General features: G+C 34.1%; 14 protein-coding genes and 1 pseudogene. 12 read left to right on the top strand and 3 right to left on the bottom strand.

The annotated features are described in order from the left end of the window. The first annotated feature begins 1,117 nt into the window (after nucleotides 1-1,117). Entirely contained in the window at nucleotides 1,118-1,381 is a 264-nt protein-coding gene (locus DKL56_RS02240) for a DUF1722 domain-containing protein (RefSeq protein ID WP_239440591.1), read from the top strand. Continuing rightward, nucleotides 1,378-1,743, top strand: a complete 366-nt coding sequence (locus DKL56_RS02245) for a TIGR02328 family protein (RefSeq protein ID WP_109715245.1) — start codon at nucleotides 1,378-1,380, stop codon at nucleotides 1,741-1,743. Before DKL56_RS02240 ends, DKL56_RS02245 begins: the two co-directional genes overlap by 4 nt. A 144-nt stretch (nucleotides 1,744-1,887) precedes the next feature. Here the strand turns inward: DKL56_RS02245 and DKL56_RS02250 are convergent, their stop codons facing one another. Both DKL56_RS02250 and DKL56_RS02255 read right to left on the bottom strand, forming a co-directional pair. Then, nucleotides 1,888-2,346: a DUF3021 domain-containing protein gene (locus DKL56_RS02250; RefSeq protein WP_239440593.1), complete on the bottom strand. Its 459-nt coding sequence runs from the start codon at nucleotides 2,344-2,346 to the stop codon at nucleotides 1,888-1,890. After that, nucleotides 2,343-2,777 carry a LytTR family DNA-binding domain-containing protein gene (locus DKL56_RS02255; RefSeq protein WP_109715246.1) on the bottom strand — a complete coding sequence of 145 codons (435 nt, stop codon included), beginning with the start codon at nucleotides 2,775-2,777 and terminating at the stop codon, nucleotides 2,343-2,345. The genes DKL56_RS02250 and DKL56_RS02255 overlap by 4 nt, the downstream gene beginning before the upstream one ends. A 226-nt stretch (nucleotides 2,778-3,003) precedes the next feature. Between DKL56_RS02255 and DKL56_RS02260 the strand changes: the two genes are divergently transcribed. The 8 genes and pseudogenes from DKL56_RS02260 (at nucleotide 3,004) to DKL56_RS02295 (ending at nucleotide 13,082) form a co-directional block, all read left to right on the top strand. Beyond that, nucleotides 3,004-3,570 (top strand): DNA-3-methyladenine glycosylase I, encoded by a 567-nt coding sequence (locus DKL56_RS02260; RefSeq protein ID WP_109715247.1) that lies wholly within the window; start codon nucleotides 3,004-3,006, stop codon nucleotides 3,568-3,570. 39 nt (nucleotides 3,571-3,609) lie between these two features. Further along, entirely contained in the window at nucleotides 3,610-4,152 is a 543-nt protein-coding gene (locus tag DKL56_RS02265) for a DUF7010 family protein (protein ID WP_239440595.1), read from the top strand. 144 nt (nucleotides 4,153-4,296) lie between these two features. Next, on the top strand, nucleotides 4,297-5,877 hold the full coding sequence (locus DKL56_RS02270; RefSeq protein ID WP_109715248.1) for a type I restriction-modification system subunit M: 1,581 nt from the start codon (nucleotides 4,297-4,299) through the stop codon (nucleotides 5,875-5,877). 11 nt (nucleotides 5,878-5,888) lie between these two features. Continuing rightward, on the top strand, nucleotides 5,889-7,058 hold the full coding sequence (locus tag DKL56_RS02275; RefSeq protein ID WP_109715249.1) for a restriction endonuclease subunit S: 1,170 nt from the start codon (nucleotides 5,889-5,891) through the stop codon (nucleotides 7,056-7,058). 19 nt (nucleotides 7,059-7,077) lie between these two features. Beyond that, on the top strand, nucleotides 7,078-10,086 hold the full coding sequence (locus DKL56_RS02280; RefSeq protein WP_109715250.1) for a type I restriction endonuclease subunit R, EcoR124 family: 3,009 nt from the start codon (nucleotides 7,078-7,080) through the stop codon (nucleotides 10,084-10,086). Between the two features lie 192 nt (nucleotides 10,087-10,278). Next, nucleotides 10,279-11,166: pseudogene (locus tag DKL56_RS07975) on the top strand (restriction endonuclease). A gap of 197 nt (nucleotides 11,167-11,363) precedes the next feature. Further along, nucleotides 11,364-12,575 (top strand): MFS transporter, encoded by a 1,212-nt coding sequence (locus DKL56_RS02290; protein WP_109715251.1) that lies wholly within the window; start codon nucleotides 11,364-11,366, stop codon nucleotides 12,573-12,575. Between the two features lie 21 nt (nucleotides 12,576-12,596). After that, on the top strand, nucleotides 12,597-13,082 hold the full coding sequence (locus DKL56_RS02295; RefSeq protein WP_109715252.1) for a prolyl-tRNA synthetase associated domain-containing protein: 486 nt from the start codon (nucleotides 12,597-12,599) through the stop codon (nucleotides 13,080-13,082). A gap of 53 nt (nucleotides 13,083-13,135) precedes the next feature. Here DKL56_RS02295 and DKL56_RS02300 read toward each other — a convergent pair whose 3' ends face one another. Beyond that, nucleotides 13,136-13,951, bottom strand: coding sequence for a MurR/RpiR family transcriptional regulator (locus DKL56_RS02300; protein ID WP_109715253.1), 816 nt, complete (start codon nucleotides 13,949-13,951; stop codon nucleotides 13,136-13,138). 140 nt (nucleotides 13,952-14,091) lie between these two features. Here DKL56_RS02300 and DKL56_RS02305 point away from each other — a divergent pair, with 140 nt between their 5' ends. Next, on the top strand, nucleotides 14,092-14,784 hold the full coding sequence (locus DKL56_RS02305) for an N-acetylmannosamine-6-phosphate 2-epimerase (RefSeq protein WP_109715254.1): 693 nt from the start codon (nucleotides 14,092-14,094) through the stop codon (nucleotides 14,782-14,784). Nucleotides 14,785-14,800: 16 nt separating this feature from the next. Then, nucleotides 14,801-16,873 (top strand): PTS sugar transporter subunit IIABC, encoded by a 2,073-nt coding sequence (locus DKL56_RS02310; protein ID WP_239440597.1) that lies wholly within the window; start codon nucleotides 14,801-14,803, stop codon nucleotides 16,871-16,873. Nucleotides 16,874-16,940: the final 67 nt, after the last annotated feature.

The raw sequence follows: 16,940 nt of genomic DNA on the forward strand, positions 1-16,940 counted from the left end.
CTTTAATTAATAGTAGAGTGCTTTTAAAAAAGCACTCTAAAGAACCTGCCGCAAGGGAATAGAAGATTATCTCTTCCGACAATTGAGGGTCTCGTATTATGTTATAAAAAACATGTACATGATGCGTCAATGTGCTTATAAAGTATATCTGTTTGAACTATATTTCCGAGGCATTAACTTAACGGTGGACTTTTTATACAGTTTTTAACAGTTAGGTGGTGTACGAATTGAAGTTAAAAGTAAAATACTACATATATATTACAGAAAACGACATTTTACTAAATTAAATTCAACTATGTAAATTCTGTATTTGACTGACGGTTTAGAATTAAATAAGAACTGGAAAAAAGTAGTACAGCTAGCTAATCGTAATTCGAGGCAAGCGTCCAAAAATGTTGCATTAAAACGCTACAGTAATGTAAGGCCGAGTCTGTGGCTGAGTGCTTTAGTCAAACAGGCCCAAGCAAAAAAAAGTGATTTTCAAAACAATAAACAATTAGGTAGAGACAGATTTTAAATAATCAAGCTTATCTATCCTCTAAGTAAGAAATCTATCCATAGCGATTATTGCTCAACTAAACCAATTCCAGTAATCTAGTGAGCATACCACCACCATTATTCCATGCCCCTTTTTTGGGGTAGCGGAGTCTGTGGGCATCTTCACTACAGACCTTTTGTAATCTGTCGTCCAATATCTGTGGGAAAGGAATACAATCACCGCCGCCGCTACTATAGCATCTTAGTAATCTTAGGATACCTTATAAAAAAGGTAATGAAATAAATTCAGCTTCCAAGATAAGTAATAATCTGCCTGAAAATAGATACGTACAGCTCTTGGTAAAAGCAGGACTGGATTGATATGTTTATTACAGTTAGTATAGATGGTGTGCTTATCCGTGTAGTGAAAACAATATTACTCCGAAATTAAAGCAGCAATAAAGAAATTAGAACAAGAATATAAAAAACGTCAGAATCGATTTTCTCCCAAAGCTACTGGTAAGAGGTCAAGTTCTCTAAAAACTACAAGGAGGTAATTCTGATAAGATAATTAGTACTTAAAGGTAAATATTATGTATTTGTTGACACCAAGGATTTGTTAAGAGTAGACAGATTGTTTGTGGCTGAGTTTGAACGTTTATTAGAAAATGCTGTAGGTCAAACACCAACAGTTAAAACGTTAACCAATGCTTACCAACATGTTTGGGGCTACTTTAAGAAGATTGCGACAACCTCAGAAAAGCAAACCTATTTACAGTTATTACAAGAATTATCGCCCCAAAAAGATGATTTGGGCCCATTTTTGAAACATTTAACTGAAAAGTATCAAGTTTCTTATTTATTAAACTCACGTTTAATTCAGGAGTGCAAAGAAAAATTATGAGATTATGGCATCAAGATTTAATTTGGCGGTTGCCTAGACAACAGTTATTAGGACAACATCGTGAAATTGCAGCTTTGCGAGGCAGAGGATGGGGCAAAAATCATGCCACTGTTAATTATGTTTTCCAATATTCGCCGTATAAGCTGTACCAGTTTCATCTACTAGTATTAGCTGAAATGCAACGACGCCATTACCATCCTGATCTTAATTGGTTTGATCCATACTATCGCGGGCAATTTTGCCCAAGGTATGAAACATTACCAGCTATTCCATGGACTGATCCAATTTATCCAGAGCATGATGATACTTATTTACAAATCTGTTTGGATAATTTGCACCAAAAAGGCATTGACTTGTATTAAGTTTGACTTAATTAAAGACAGGAAAAAATCACTTAAGACTTTAAAGGAATCATGATGACTTTTGTCTAAATCACTTTGAAAAACACAAGTAAAAAAGTTGAGCGTTGTAATATAAATGCTCAACTTTTTTATTTTGTAATTAAATTACTTTTCTTTAATTTTTTTGTTAATGCTTTTAACGTCTTTTACAGCCTTATGGTAACTGCAATACCAGGTAGTAATATAGATCAAGATAAAAATTAAAGTGAATTTTGATAAGTTAATTAATTTTAATGGAACCCAGCCTGCTAAGAGGGCCAAAGGAACAAAGCCAAGGTAGTAGGTAAAGAAGTTAACTATCGTCTTTTTTAGTAATGACCATTGGCTAATACTAAAAATAAAACTACCAAATCCGAATAGCGCTCCAGTTACCGCCCATAGAATGACTGAGACGGTAAAAGCATCAAGCGAATTGCTAAATTTTGACGTAAAAGAAGGATCTGATGGAAGGTAAATAGAGTTTCGTGATAGATAATTACAAATAATCGAAATTACTAAGCCTATGAAGATGCCTTCAGTAGCAAACATGTATAAATGATAGATAAATCTTTTAACGCTTTTCATATTCCTAACCTCTCTTTCAAGTTTTTAATATTTCTGCGAGAAATTTGTACGCGATGATTGTTGGTTAAAACAACATCAATTAATCCGTTATCAAGTATTTCAAGGTGATCGATATGCTGATAATTAAACACAGCACTGCGGGATGCTTCAATGAAGTAACTCGGCAAATCAGTTTTTAGATTTGATAAGCGGTCATTATAAGATAACTGTTGCTTTTCAGTGAAAACTGAAATATCACGATTGACTACTTCCAAAGCATAAATGTCTTGATACTTAACTGGAACAATCTGCGACTGGTAATGACACCAGATTGCATCATCACTTTGTGCTAATTTCTGTAAAAAATCATTGATCTCGGGTGTAATTTTTCTGAGCCACAGCTCACCGTGCTCTTCTTTTAAGTTGGGATCAACGTGACAATTAATTTTCATGTTTAAGCTCCTTTCTGTTACCCAGTATAATAGATAAATTTTGTTTTTATTTAGTAATACCTCAAATGGTTGGAAAAGTGTCAATAGTGGTTGGAAAAGCGGGAATATTGGATTTTGACTTTAGAATTAAAAGATAGTTTGAGCACATGAATATACTAAAGTATAATTTAAAATAAGATTAGTTTTAACTATTTATGTTAAGAAAAGAAGATGGGATTACTTATAGATGACACAGGAAATTAAACGTTGTGATTGGGCAACAAAGAATAAAATAGAGCAGGAATATCATGACACAGAATGGGGGATTCCTGTACATGACGATAGACAGTTGTTTAAAATGCTAGTTTTGGAAGGAAAGCAAGCAGGACTGAGCTGGACAACAATTTTAGCTAAAAAAGAAACCCTCTGCGAAGCATTTGATGACTTTGATCCTGCAGCTTTAGTTACTTATAACGATAAGAAGAAGGCAGAGCTTTTACAAAATGATGGAATTATCAAGAATAAGCTGAAAATTAATGCAGCTATTAGCAACGCTCATGCATATTACGACGTTTGTGAACAATACGGTTCTTTGGACAATTACCTTTGGTCATTTGTTGATAATAAACCTATTATTAATTCTTGGAAGAGTACCGAAGAAGTGCCGGTAAGTACACCATTATCAGATAAATTGAGTAAAGATTTAAAGAAACAAGGTTTTAAGTTTGTTGGATCAACAACAGTTTACGCATTTATGCAATCTGTTGGGATGGTGAATGACCATCTTGATGCATGCTCTTTTAAAAACAAATAGTTAATGTTATTAAGTCATTGTAGTAAATAAGGAATGAAGATGATGAAAACAATTGATGAGCTAAGATTGGATTGTGCTCTAAAACAAAAAAGAGGCCTACATATAATATTAGCCTCCATTATTATTTGGTTAGCTATTGCGGTTATTCACTTTTCGCCTATTTCAATTTTAACGAAAAACCTCTTTACTTTTGTTTGTGCTGCAATATTGCTGCCGTTATCTTACTTTGTTTCTAAGTTAATTAATGTTGATTTTCAAAACAAAAGTAATCCATTGACTGAGTTAGGAATACTATTTTCTGTTAACCAAGTACTGTATTTGCTAATTGCGATGTGGATTTATCCAACTATACCAGAAAAAATGCTTATGATATTAGCGATTATTTTTGGCGCACATTTATTACCATATAGTTGGCTTTATAAATCACGAGTTTATTTTACTTTGTCAATTTTGATACCTTTTTTAGCTTTAATCGTTGGATTAAACTTTGAACCAGCAATTTTGTCTTTGACAATGATGGGAATTGAAATTATCTTTTCCATTGCTTTAGTACTGGAAAATAGAAAAATTCTCAAGAAATAAGCCTATTTAAATTTTCTGATTGAAAAATTCAAAATGGTACAATTAGGTAGTAACTAATAAGTTAACTAAATAAATTCAAAACCAAGGTTGTTAATAAAAGACTAAGGACTAAAAATTCGAAATAGATAAATTGGGGGATAAACAGTGTCAAATACAACGACAAGTTTACAACAAGGATTGTTCAGTGCAGCAGATTCATTACGATCGAAGATGGATGCGAGTCAATATAAAAACTATTTATTAGGCACTGTCTTTTATAAATATTTATCTGATCGCATGCTATACAACGTTTTGGAATTACTGTCTGACGAACCAGATGAAACATTAGATGAAGCTCAAAAAATTTATGAAGATAATGCCGATGATACGGAGCTAGTTAATGAGTTACGTGTATCATTGGGCTACGTAATTGAACCGGAGTACACATATAATAGTATTCTAAAAGCGGTTAACAATCATACCTTCCAAGTTAATCAGTTAGGTGATGCTTTTAATAAACTAGAAAGCTCTGATCAAGACTTTGAAGGGTTATTTGACGATTATGATTTATATTCCAAAAGCTTAGGAGGTACTGCGCAGAAAAGAACAGATAGTATAGCTGGAGTTATTCAAGCAATTGGTAAAATAGAATTAGTTAAAACTCCGGGTGATAGCCTTGGAGATGCCTACGAGTATCTAATTGGTCAGTTTGCTTCAGAATCTGGCAAAAAAGCCGGTGAATTTTATACACCTCAACAAGTTTCTGAGTTGTTAACTCGCTTGACCTTAGTTGGTAAGGATTATTCAGCAGGAATGACGGTTTATGATCCTGCTATGGGATCTGGATCTTTGCTCTTAAACTTTAAAAAATATGGTTCAGCTCATGATCGAGTTACTTACTATGGGCAAGAAATTAATACTTCTACGTATAATTTAGCCAAAATGAATTTGATTTTACACAACATTGATCAAGCAAACAGGCATTTGAGGAACGGCGATACTCTGGACGAGGATTGGCCAGCTGAGGAAGCCAATAACTTTGATGCAGTTGTTATGAATCCACCGTATTCATTAAAATGGTCAGCAAACAAGGGCTTTTTAGATGATCCTCGTTTCTCTCCTTATGGAGTTTTACCACCTAAATCAAAAGCTGACTATGCCTTTTTACTTCACGGTTATTACCATTTAAAGCATAGCGGTGTGATGTCGATAGTTTTGCCTCATGGTGTTCTTTTCCGTGGCGGTGCTGAAGGTAAAATCAGACAAAAGCTACTTGAAAATGGTGCTATTGATGCAATTATTGGTCTGCCAGCAAATCTGTTTTATAGTACTAGTATTCCGACTGTAATTGTTGTTCTTAAAAAAGATAAGCAAGACCGTGATGTCATGTTTATTGATGCTTCTAAAGATTTCGAAAAAGTAAAAACGCAAAACAAATTGCGTGAAGAAGATATTAATCGTATTTTATCTACTTATACTGCACGTCAAGATGTTGAAAAATATGCTCATTTGGCAAAATTTGATGAGATTAAAGAAAATGATTTTAATCTAAATATTCCGCGTTATGTTGATACTTTTGAAGAAGAACCACCAGTTGATGTGCAAAAACTAGTTGCAGATATGGATAGCATTACAAAAGAAGAAGAAAAAACTACTAGTGAAATCAAGCAAACATTGGATGAATTGGTTGGAACAAACCCAGAAGCACAAAAAACGCTTGATCAATTAAAGGACATTTTAAAGTAAGGTCATAAAAAATGAATAAGTATAATTCAGTGCCAAATATTAGATTTAAGGGTTTCAAAGATGAATGGAAAAACTTAAAGCTGGGTGAATTATCTGAGATAGCTAGAGGAGCCTCTCCTAGACCAATTAATAATAAAAAATGGTTTTCTAAAGATTCAAAAATCGGATGGCTAAGAATTTCTGATGTTACTGAGCAAAACGGAAGAATATTTTATTTAAAGCAGAAACTATCTATACAAGGTCAAAAGAAAACAAGGGTTATAAAAACTAAACACTTATTATTAAGTATTGCAGCTACAGTTGGAAGTCCAGTTATAAATTATATTCCGACAGGTGTTCATGACGGATTTCTTATATTTTATAATCCAAAATTTGATATAGAATTTATGTTTCAATGGCTGCAAAAATACAGAAAAAATTGGTCAAAATTTGGTCAACCCGGAAGCCAAGTTAATTTGAATTCAGAAATTGTTAGAAACCAAAAAGTTTATATTCCAGAAGAAAAAGAAGAAAGAGACATTGCTAACCTTTTTTTGAAAATCGATCGATTACTTGATTTGCAGCAGCAAAAGATTGACAAGTTGGAGCTGCTAAAAAAAGCTTTGTTGCAAAATCTATTTCCTATGCGTGATACTCGAATACCTGAATTTCGATTTAAGGGTTTTGAAGATGATTGGGAAAAAACTAGAATCGGAAAAATTGTACAGTATTCTAATTCGACCTATTCGGTAAAAGATTTAAAACAAAAAAAAGGAAAAAAATCTTATTCGGTATATGATGCAACAGGAAGACAGTATTATAGTAATAGCTTTGATATGGATAAAAAATATATAGCAATTATAAAAGATGGTTCTAATGTAGGTGTAGTAAAATTATTACCAGCAAGAACATCAGTTTTGAGTACTATGGGATATTTAGGTGCGCATAATTCAGATATAGTTTTTGATTATTATGTGTTTAAGAAATTGAATTTTAAAAAATATAAAGTAGGTTCAGGTATTCCTCATATTTATTTCTCTGATTATAAAATACAGGTTGAACTTGTGCCTCAATTATCTGAACAACAAAAAATCGGCAATCTCCTATCTAAGGTTGACCAATTAATCGAATTAGAAAATAAAAAATTGCAAAATTTGCAGCAAGTTAAAAAGAGTCTTTTACAAAATATGTTTGTTGATTAATAAGGGAAAGGAGATAAGGATGGCAGAAACCAAAGTTAAAGAAGCTCAAATGGAAAAAACTTTAATTGATCATTTAACTAAAGATGCAAATCAATGGCGTTTACGTGAAGATTTAAAAACCATTCCGCAATTATGGGCTAACTTTTTCCAGATTCTTGAAGATAATAATCGCGATCAACTTCATGACGTTCCACTAACACAAAATGAAAAAGAAACCATTCGTACGCAAATAACTAAGCCTAATTTTTACCAAGCTGCTAAGTTTTTGGCTGGTGCTAACAGGCAGGTTAGGCATCACTTAAAGCGTGATGATTCTTCTTTGCCAGATGCTGATTTATTAATTTTAGATAATACCAATATTGCCGGTGGAACTTCCGTTTATGAAGTTGTTCATCAAGTAGAAGTTAATAAGTCGAGTTTGTCACGGCTTGATCAAGATAGGCGCTTTGATGTTACTCTCCTGATTAATGGGTTACCTTTAATTCATATTGAATTGAAGACACCGAATTTTCCCTTTATGGATGCGTTTCGTCAAATACAAAAGTATATAGACGAAGATAAATTTGGTGATATCTATAACTTTGTAGAAATGTTTGTTGTTACTAATGGTACCAATACTCAGTATATTGCTGCTGGGCAAAATTTACGCCCTAATTTTTTGATTTCTTGGATTGATCATGACAGACAGCAAGTTAATAATTACTTGGATTTTGCGCATGAAGTCCTGTCCATTCCGATGGCACATCACATGATTGCTGACTATACAGTTTTAGATGATAATGCCCAAAGAATTATCCTTTTGCGCCCGTATCAAATTCAAGCAATACAAGCTATTTTCAAAGAATCGCGCAAGAGGAAGTCTGGCTTTATTTGGCACGCTACAGGTTCAGGTAAAACCTTAACCTCGTATAAAGTTGCACGTAATTTATTACAAATACCATCTATTGATAAGACGATTTTTCTAATTGACCGCAAAGACTTGGACATGCAGACTGTTACTGCATTTCAGACTTATGCAAATAATGATACTATTGATGTTGATGAAACTGCGAATAGTTTTGAATTGACTAAGCAATTAGGCGATGGTAATCGCAATGTGATTGTAACCACTAGGCAGAAACTGCAAACTATTTTTAAGCGAATGGAAAATTCACCTGAAATTGCAAAAAAATATGAAAAACTAAAAGACTTACGATTAGCTTTTATTGTTGATGAATGTCATCGAGCAGTTACGCCAGCTCAAAAAAGGGAATTAGATAGATTTTTTAATCGTCAACCATTGTGGTATGGCTTTACCGGGACGCCTATTTTTGCAGAAAATGCACGGTCTGAAAACGGACAAGATGCTCGCACCACTGAGCAACTTTATGGTCCGATTTTACACAAATATACGATCGAAGACGCAATTCATGATAAAAAAGTATTAGGTTTTAAAATTGATAATGAAGGTAATTCGAATCAAACAGATAACGATCAGATTTATCTCGCAGATGCTCACATGAAAGCAGTTGTTAAACAAGTCTTAGCTTTAGCTTATCGTAAGCAAGGACTTAGCAATGGTCGCAGATATTCTGCACTGTTTTCAACATCTTCTATTAAACAAGCGCAGAAGTACTATCACTTGTTTAAAGAGGCAATTGTCCATGGTGAAGTTCCTAATCGTATTCAAAAGGTGGCACCAGATTTTCCTCGAATAGCTATCACATATTCAATTTCTCAAAACGAGGAAGAATCAATTGCCAATCAGGCAGAAATGAAACAAGCTCTAGATGATTACAATAAAATGTTTAATACACATTTTTCTATGTCAGAGCTTGGAAGTTATAACCGCAATGTCAATGATCGACTTGCATGTAAAAACAAAATATATCAAACACGAGATCAACAGCTTGATATTGTGATCGTAGTTGATCGTTTATTGACAGGATTTGATGCTCCGAAATTGTCCACGTTATATCTTGATCGTCCACCAATGAATGCTCAAAATCTAATACAAGCTTTCTCAAGAACAAACCGTATTTATGATGATGGTAAAAAATGGGGCCAAATTGTAACTTTTCAATATCCGGATCAATATAGTGAAGCGATAGATAACGCATTAACACTTTATGCTAATGGTGGTAGTGATGGTGTTCTTGCTCCAGACTGGAATACATCACGGCAACGTTATGTACAGGCACGTAAGAAACTGGACAAATATGTTAATAACTCCCAGATATTGGACACCATCATTGATGCGCCTAAAAAAGACCAGAAGGAATTTATTAAAGCCTTTCAAAAATATGATCAGGCTCTTGCTGCTATTAAGACCTATGATGAGTTGGATAAACAAGATAAACTTCCTGTTTCAGAACAAATTAATATTAATGATATTTCTCCTGAAATAGAAAGTACTTTAGAAGGCGTGTACCAAAATGTTATTGATGCGTTAAAAGCAGATAATAAAAGTGAAGAGGACCCTGTAGACCTTGATATTGACGAAGATTATGAGCTTGAATCTATTCACATTAAAGAAGTAGATGAACGCTATATTATGTCGCTTATTCAAGATTATATTTCAACAGCTAATCAGCAGGTAAGTGAATCACAAAAATCTGAAGATCAAAACGAAACCACACAAGTTGTCGACTATATCGACCAATATGCCAAAACTAATGAGTCACGGGCAAACCAAATTCGTTCTATTTGGCAAGATGTTCAAGATAACCCTCAAAAGTATATGGATCAAAAAGTTGAAGATGTGTTGGCAAACTCTATAAAGCAAAAAAATGAAAAAATCTTGGGCGATCTAGCGGACGATTTCGGCCTCGACTTTGACAATTTGAACTATGTTGTTAACAATTTTAAACCAGACGAAGCTAATCCAAAGGGAATGGGAGATTTAGTAAGTAAGAGATACTTTGATAGGTATAAAGAGAATCATCCTGATAGTAAGTGGAAAAATTGGCTCAGCTGGAAAACTGAGGTACGCGAAAAAGTTAAGGTAATCTATAATACCAAGATCAAGCCGTTAGAATCTGAAGACTGATCAATTAATAAACTAGTATGGTTTTAAAAAAAGTGTTTTCTATAAAAGATGAATGTATTTTAAGCATCAGGCTATCGATTTCCTGGTGCTTTTTACTTAATTTAGTATATTCTTTCATACAAAGTCTATTTGAGTATATATAGATTTCAAATTATAATAAGAATTGTTATCTAAGTGAGAGGAACAAAACGAATGGCCAATCAACAAATTAATAATGAAAATGCGGCAATGAAAGAAGTTTTGATTGCGATGCATAAGATAGGCGGTCAAGTAACGAGGCAAGATATACGTAATGAAATTCGTGATAGTTCCGATGTCTTCTCTGAAGACGAAGTTGATAAAACTCGTGTTTCGCGCAAAACTGGTAAACAGTATCATCCATTTTACTATTCAATGAATTTTGCAGTTAAGTATTTGATTTTAACTGGCTTTATAAATACTGAGGACAACCGAGTATTAGAGTTGACTGAAAAAGGACGCAATGTCGACTTGTCTTCTTTTGATGCTGAAAAAGATGTTCGTCCTTTTTTGGAAGATAATAATTCTCAAGAGTTAAAAGAAAAGAGTCTAGCCGAAGTTGATTCAGCTAAAGATATGAATGATGAAGATACAGATGAAGACCAATGGAGACAAGATCTACTTGACGCTTTAATGAAAATGAATCCCAAATAGTTTGAGTTTTTTTGCCGGGGCCTATTAACCAAGATGGGAATTGATGTTGACGATACAATTGGCGTCAATTATGCTTCTGACGGTGGTCTCGATGGCTTTGGCTATGTTAGGTCAAACGATTACCGTACTACTAGAGTTGCACTCCTGGCAAAAAGATGGCAGGCTAATGTACCAGCTCCCGAAATTGACAAATTTAGAGGTGCAATGGACAAGTATAATGCTGAATTCGGCATTTTCATTACCAATTCTGGCTTTACACGTGGAGCGATTAAAACTGCTCGCCAGGGAACAAGAATTATTACGCTTATTGACGGTGAAGAAATTTGTGATTTAGTCGCTAAGTATAATTATTATGTTGAACCTGTCACAACATATAGACTAAAAGATTTTTATACAGATAAAGATTAATCCAAAGATAAAAGAAAGCATCAGGCTATAGTTAGTTTGGTGTTTTTCTTTTCAAAAGCCTAGTCAATTTTACTTATTTTGGTAATTATGCTAATCTGAATTTAATTAAATCCTTATAAATAAACAGCATTTTTAAGAGTAAATTCAATATCATAGAAAGAAGATAGTGAGGCTGTTTTAGCTACTAATAAACAAAAATGAAAATTAATAATACAATTAAATACTATCTCTACACTACATTTACTAATCTAAGGTTTTCCAGAATCATTAGCATTTTGTTTGTTGTACAAGTGTTAAAACTAAGTTTGGTTCAGTTTGCGCTACTAGAATCAATTTTTATGTTTGCACAATTTTTTTCTGAAATACCAAGTGGAGTTTTAGGTGATCTGTTTAAAAACAAAACTGTTGTTTTGACTGGTTTAGCCGTTTTAATTACAACACCACTATTAACGGTTATGGCAATGTTTTGCCCGAAAAATATTATTTTCCCTTTACTTGCTGTTTCCTTTGCACTGGAAGGTGTGGGAAATGCATTATTGAGTGGTGCAGATGAGGCCTTTTTTTACGAAGGTATTCGTGAGGACGGGGATGAACAACTCTATGGCAAAATACGAGGAAATAGGCAGTTAATCGGTTCAATTGTTTTAGGCGTTGCAACTGCAGTAGGAGGCTATCTTTTTACTCAAAATGATAAATTTCCATACTTGTTTCAATCACTTTTTCTCCTAGGTGCAGTAGCCGTTATTGTTTTAACTAAAGAGTCCAAAAAATTTGAAAACGTGGATCATGAACACGAGACGTACACTGATATGTTAAAAAGTATTTTATCAGTTTTTAGGGATATGATTCATTCTTCAGACATTCTGTTTCTCTTTGTAATTATGATTATAGTAACTGCGGTCGAAAATGCGATATTTATGCTATTGCCCAATTATATTTCTAAATTAGGTTTTGATGCTTCTGCTAACGGAAGCGTCTTTATGATCTATAGATTTGCTGGTGGGTTAGTAGCAGCTCAATCTTACCGATTGGTAAAAATGAAATTTTCATCTTTAACGGTTTTAATAATTGCTGTTTTACTAGCCGCAACAGGACTAGAAATTCAAGGCTCGAAGTATTTGTTTTTACTAGGTGCTGGTTTATTATATATTGTTTTAGACATCCTCGATCCAGTAGTAATGCAAATGTTAAATTTATGGGTGTCAGATAAATCCAGGGCTACTTTTATTTCTGGACTGTCATTCTCTACTAGTTTAGCTACAATGATTATTAATCCAGTTATTGGTGCAGTAATTCAAAAATACGGCACAATAAATATGCTTATTGCCGTCTCGTTGATAACGGTTATGATGATTGTAACTGCATATTTATTAATTATGCGGACAAATAAAAATCAAAATGAAAAATAATAGATTTTTGAGGTTTTCTAAATGAACAAAAAAGAGACTTTACAATATCTTGATCAATTGGGAATCGAATATGAGATAGTTGAGCACCAAGCCGTTTTTAATATGGCAGAAATGGAAGAAATTTCTCTTCCTCATCCTGAGGCAGATGCTAAGAACTTGTTTGTGCGAGATGATAAAAAGCGCAATTATTACCTGCTGACTGTAAAGGGTGATAAGCGGGTAAACTTAGCTGAGTTTCGCGAGCAAAATGATACCAGAAGACTTAGCTTTGCTTCACCAGCTGACTTAAAAGAAAAACTTGATTTGACTCCAGGTTCAGTTACGCCCTTAGGCTTGTTAAATGATCAAAAGCATGAAGTATCATTTTATTTGGATGAGTACTTTGCAGACCAGCCTAGAATTGCCGTTCATCCTAATGATAATACTGCAACGATTTGGTTAAATCCCCAGGACTTACTTGCAGTGGTTAAAAAGCAAGGCAATCCAATTAAAGTGGTGGGAATGTAACATAAAGTTAAACAAAAAATAAAACGCAGACTATTTAGTCTGCGTTTTTTAGTTTAGATTTCTTTTTTGAGAATTTCAGGTAAGACTTTTTCCTTTATTTCTCGTGTATCAATTTTTGCATATAATTCATAGCCACGAGCGAGTACATCGCAAAGGTACAGTTGTGAAACTTGGCCAGAAACTGAACCAATACTAGTAAATTCGCTGACAGCTGTTTGAAGTTGGACGTCACCTAGTTCTGCAATTGGTGAATTAAGATCATTTGAAATTGTGATAATGCCAGCACCATTATTTTTAGCTAACTTAAGCGAGTCATATGTATCTTTAGTATGGCCAGATAGTGATAATCCTACGACAACATCTTTTTTACTTAACAAAGAACTAATTTGGACTTGAAGGTGGGGATCAACTTCTGCGTGAGCAATTAAGCCTATCCTGAGCCAAGTCTTAGCAAAGTCGTTGGCAGATTCACCGGAATGTCCAACGCCAAAAAGATAAACCCTTTTTGCTTTGCTAAGTAATTTAACTGCTGCTTGCAATTTTTCAGGCACAATCAAATTCTCTGTTTTCTTTATTGAATCAACTAATAAGTTGGCGCTGTCAGAATAAAATTCACTCTTATTTTTATTCGTGTTGCTTTGTGTCATTGACTCTTGCGCTAATGCAATTTTTAAGTTGGAAAAACCTGAAAAGCCTAACTTTTTGCATAGACGAATAATTGTTGCATCACTGGTTTGAGTATCTTCACTAAGCGATTTGATTGTGTCATAAATTACCCGTTCTTGATGAGTAGCAATATAATTAGCTAATTTTGCTTCTGATTTAGTTAGATGATCTTTGTTTTGATTGAATAATTGTATGAAGTTCATTAATGATAATAATCCTTTTGCTTTTATTAAAATTATAACAGCTTTTTTCAAGAAAACGATTGCAATTATTCTTCTAAAATAATAATATTGTTTTTGGGAGGAAAACTTCAAAGTTTATTATTTTTGAAGTAAAAGTACATATGAAGAGAAAAGATTTTATCGATAAAGTCCACGGAGGTTTAATTGTCTCTTGTCAGGCTTTGCCAGGAGAGCCACTCTATACAGAAAAGGGTGGAGTAATGCCGCTAATGGCGAAAGCTGCACAAGAGGCTAGTGCCGTTGGAATCAGAGCAAATACTATTAGAGACATTAATGAAATAAAGGAGGTCGTTGACTTGCCTATTATTGGCATTATCAAACGCGACTATCCACCAGAAAAGCCATATATAACGCCAACAATGAAAGAAATAGATGAGTTGATTGAATCTGGTGTGGAAGTTATTGCCTTTGATTGTACTTTGAGGCCAAGACATGACGGGAAGCAGATAAATGATTTTATCAGTGAAGTAAAAAATAAATACCCAGATCAACTGTTTATGGCGGATGTTTCTAATTTTGAAGAAGCAAAGAATGCATATGTTTGTGGAATGGATTTTGTTGGCACGACTTTAGCTGGCTACACAGAGGAAAGCGAAAATATAAATGGACCAGATTATGATTTGATTCAAAAAATTGTCGCAGCAGGGATGCCTTTAATTGCTGAAGGTAAGATTCATACACCAGAAGAACTAAAGAAAGTAATTGAAATAGATCCCGTAGGAATTGTTGTAGGTGGTGCAATTACAAGACCACTTCAAATTGCTAAGACATTTACGGATGTTTTTAAAAGTTAACTAAGGAGGATTAAAAATGACTAAGAATAATAAATTTTCTGCAATTGGTCAGTGGTTTACCCAGTTAGGACAAGCCTTTATGCTACCAATTGCAATTCTACCAGTTGCTGGGTTGTTGCTTGGACTTGGTGGGGCGTTGACAAATGCTGCAGCAGTTTCAGCTTTTCCAGTATTGAATCAAGCATGGCTACAAAACACCTTAAAGATTATGAATTTTGCTGGAAATGCAGTTTTCAGTAATCTTGCATTAATTTTTTCAATTGGTTTGGCTGTAGGTCTTGCTAAAGGAGATAAAGGGACAGCAGGTCTTGCAGGTGGCGTTGCTTACTTGGTATATACTGCCACTATTTCCGGTTTATTACAGTTGTTTAATCCTAAGAACACAATTGACACTGGTGTTTTGGGAGCAATTGTAATTGGCTCGGTAGTTGCCTATCTTCATAATCATTATCGAAAAATTGAATTACCACAATTTTTAGGTTTCTTTGGTGGTTCAAGATTTGTTCCGATTATTTCATCAATTGCAGCAATCTTTATTGGAGCAATTTTCTATTTGATTTGGCCTCCTATTCAAGGTTGGCTGACAACAGCTGGTCATGCTATTGCTGCAATGGGTAGTTTCGGAAGTTTCCTTTATGGTTTCTTATTGAGACTAACTGGAGCCGTTGGATTGCATCACACGATTTATCCAATGTTTTGGTATACCGCTTTAGGTGGAACGGCTGAAGTTGCTGGAAAAACAGTTGTTGGTGCACAAAATATTTTCTTTGCCCAATTAGCAGATCCTAACTTCCATGGTTTGTTTACTTACGGAACTCGCTTTTTTGCTGGTCGTTTTGCCACAATGATGTTTGGTTTACCGGGTGCAGCTTTAGCAATGTACTTTTGCTTACCAAAAGCTAACCGTAAAAAAGACGGTGGACTTTATCTTTCAGGTGGTTTGACTTCATTTTTAACAGGAATCACTGAACCATTGGAATATTCATTTTTATTTGTTGCTCCATGGCTCTACTTGATTCACTCATTTTTAGATGGTTGTTCATTTTATCTTGCTGATATTATGAATATTAGAATTGGTAATTCATTCTCAGGTGGTTTAATTGACTATCTTTTATTTGGTGTTTTGCAAGGAAAAGACAAGACTAATTGGCCAAATGTATTGCTAATTGGTGTAGTTTGGTTCTTCTTATACTTTGCAGTTTTCACATTTTGTATTAAAAAATTCCACGTTAATATTCCTGGTATGCAGGATGACCCAGATAATGGAGAAACTGTTGTTAATAATGATGTCGCACAAACAGGTGACAAGTTATATGATGAATCAACTCAAATAATTGCTGCCTTAGGCGGAGCAAGCAATATTAAAACAATTTCTGCATGTGCTACTAGATTAAGAATTGCACTAAACGATAATAGCCAAGTTAATGAGAAAGTCTTCAAGCAATTGGGCTCTCCTGGTGTACTAAAAGTTGCTGGTGGATTTCAGGCCATTTTTGGTGGAAAAGCAGATCTTTATAGCCAGGAAATCAATGATATTTTGGCTAATCCCAACAGTAAACCTGAGGCTAAAAAGATAGATTCTAGTGAAAAAGAAGCTGAGAATTCAGATACATTAAAAAATACAAAAGTAAGTTTTGCTGCACCTGTTTCTGGTACGTATAAGGACCTTTCGGAAGTTGATGACGAAGTGTTTTCTAAGAAGATAATGGGCGAGGGTTTTGCAGTTGAACCCGATAGTAATAGAGTCTATAGTCCTGTAAACGGACAGGTAGTTTCAATTTTCAATACTAAGCATGCTATTGGCTTTAAGACTGTTGAAGGTTTGGAAGTTTTGCTTCATCTTGGAATCGATACTGTTGATTTGGAAGGTAAGCCTTTTACAATAAAAATAAATGAAGGTGACCAAGTAACACCAACTACTGAGTTAGTAGAAATGGATCGTAAGCAAGTTACTGATGCAGGTAAAAAGACAACCGTTATAACTGTAATCACTAATTCAGCTGAACATGTCAACAAAGCTAAAGATCTTGTTAAATCAGGAACGGCTGTAAAGGCGGGAAAAAAAGTGTTTGAAGCTATAACTAAATAAACCAACTAATTTTAATTAATGAGCTATTGACACATGCCAATTTGGATGTTAAATTAAAATATAATTA

The organism is Lactobacillus apis (assembly GCF_003150935.1).
Classification (GTDB): Bacteria; Bacillota; Bacilli; order Lactobacillales; family Lactobacillaceae; genus Lactobacillus; species Lactobacillus apis.

Excerpts from the sequence above, each read along its gene's own strand:
- DKL56_RS02290 (WP_109715251.1), top strand. The coding sequence starts at position 11,364 with ATGAAAATTAATAATACAATTAAATACTATCTCTACACTACATTTACT.
- DKL56_RS02300 (WP_109715253.1), bottom strand. The coding sequence starts at position 13,951 with ATGAACTTCATACAATTATTCAATCAAAACAAAGATCATCTAACTAAA.
- DKL56_RS02295 (WP_109715252.1), top strand. The coding sequence starts at position 12,597 with ATGAACAAAAAAGAGACTTTACAATATCTTGATCAATTGGGAATCGAA.
- DKL56_RS02265 (WP_239440595.1), top strand. The coding sequence starts at position 3,610 with ATGATGAAAACAATTGATGAGCTAAGATTGGATTGTGCTCTAAAACAA.
- DKL56_RS02275 (WP_109715249.1), top strand. The coding sequence starts at position 5,889 with ATGAATAAGTATAATTCAGTGCCAAATATTAGATTTAAGGGTTTCAAA.
- DKL56_RS02250 (WP_239440593.1), bottom strand. The coding sequence starts at position 2,346 with ATGAAAAGCGTTAAAAGATTTATCTATCATTTATACATGTTTGCTACT.
- DKL56_RS02310 (WP_239440597.1), top strand. The coding sequence starts at position 14,801 with ATGACTAAGAATAATAAATTTTCTGCAATTGGTCAGTGGTTTACCCAG.
- DKL56_RS02260 (WP_109715247.1), top strand. The coding sequence starts at position 3,004 with ATGACACAGGAAATTAAACGTTGTGATTGGGCAACAAAGAATAAAATA.
- DKL56_RS02255 (WP_109715246.1), bottom strand. The coding sequence starts at position 2,777 with ATGAAAATTAATTGTCACGTTGATCCCAACTTAAAAGAAGAGCACGGT.
- DKL56_RS02245 (WP_109715245.1), top strand. The coding sequence starts at position 1,378 with ATGAGATTATGGCATCAAGATTTAATTTGGCGGTTGCCTAGACAACAG.
- DKL56_RS02305 (WP_109715254.1), top strand. The coding sequence starts at position 14,092 with ATGAAGAGAAAAGATTTTATCGATAAAGTCCACGGAGGTTTAATTGTC.
- DKL56_RS02280 (WP_109715250.1), top strand. The coding sequence starts at position 7,078 with ATGGCAGAAACCAAAGTTAAAGAAGCTCAAATGGAAAAAACTTTAATT.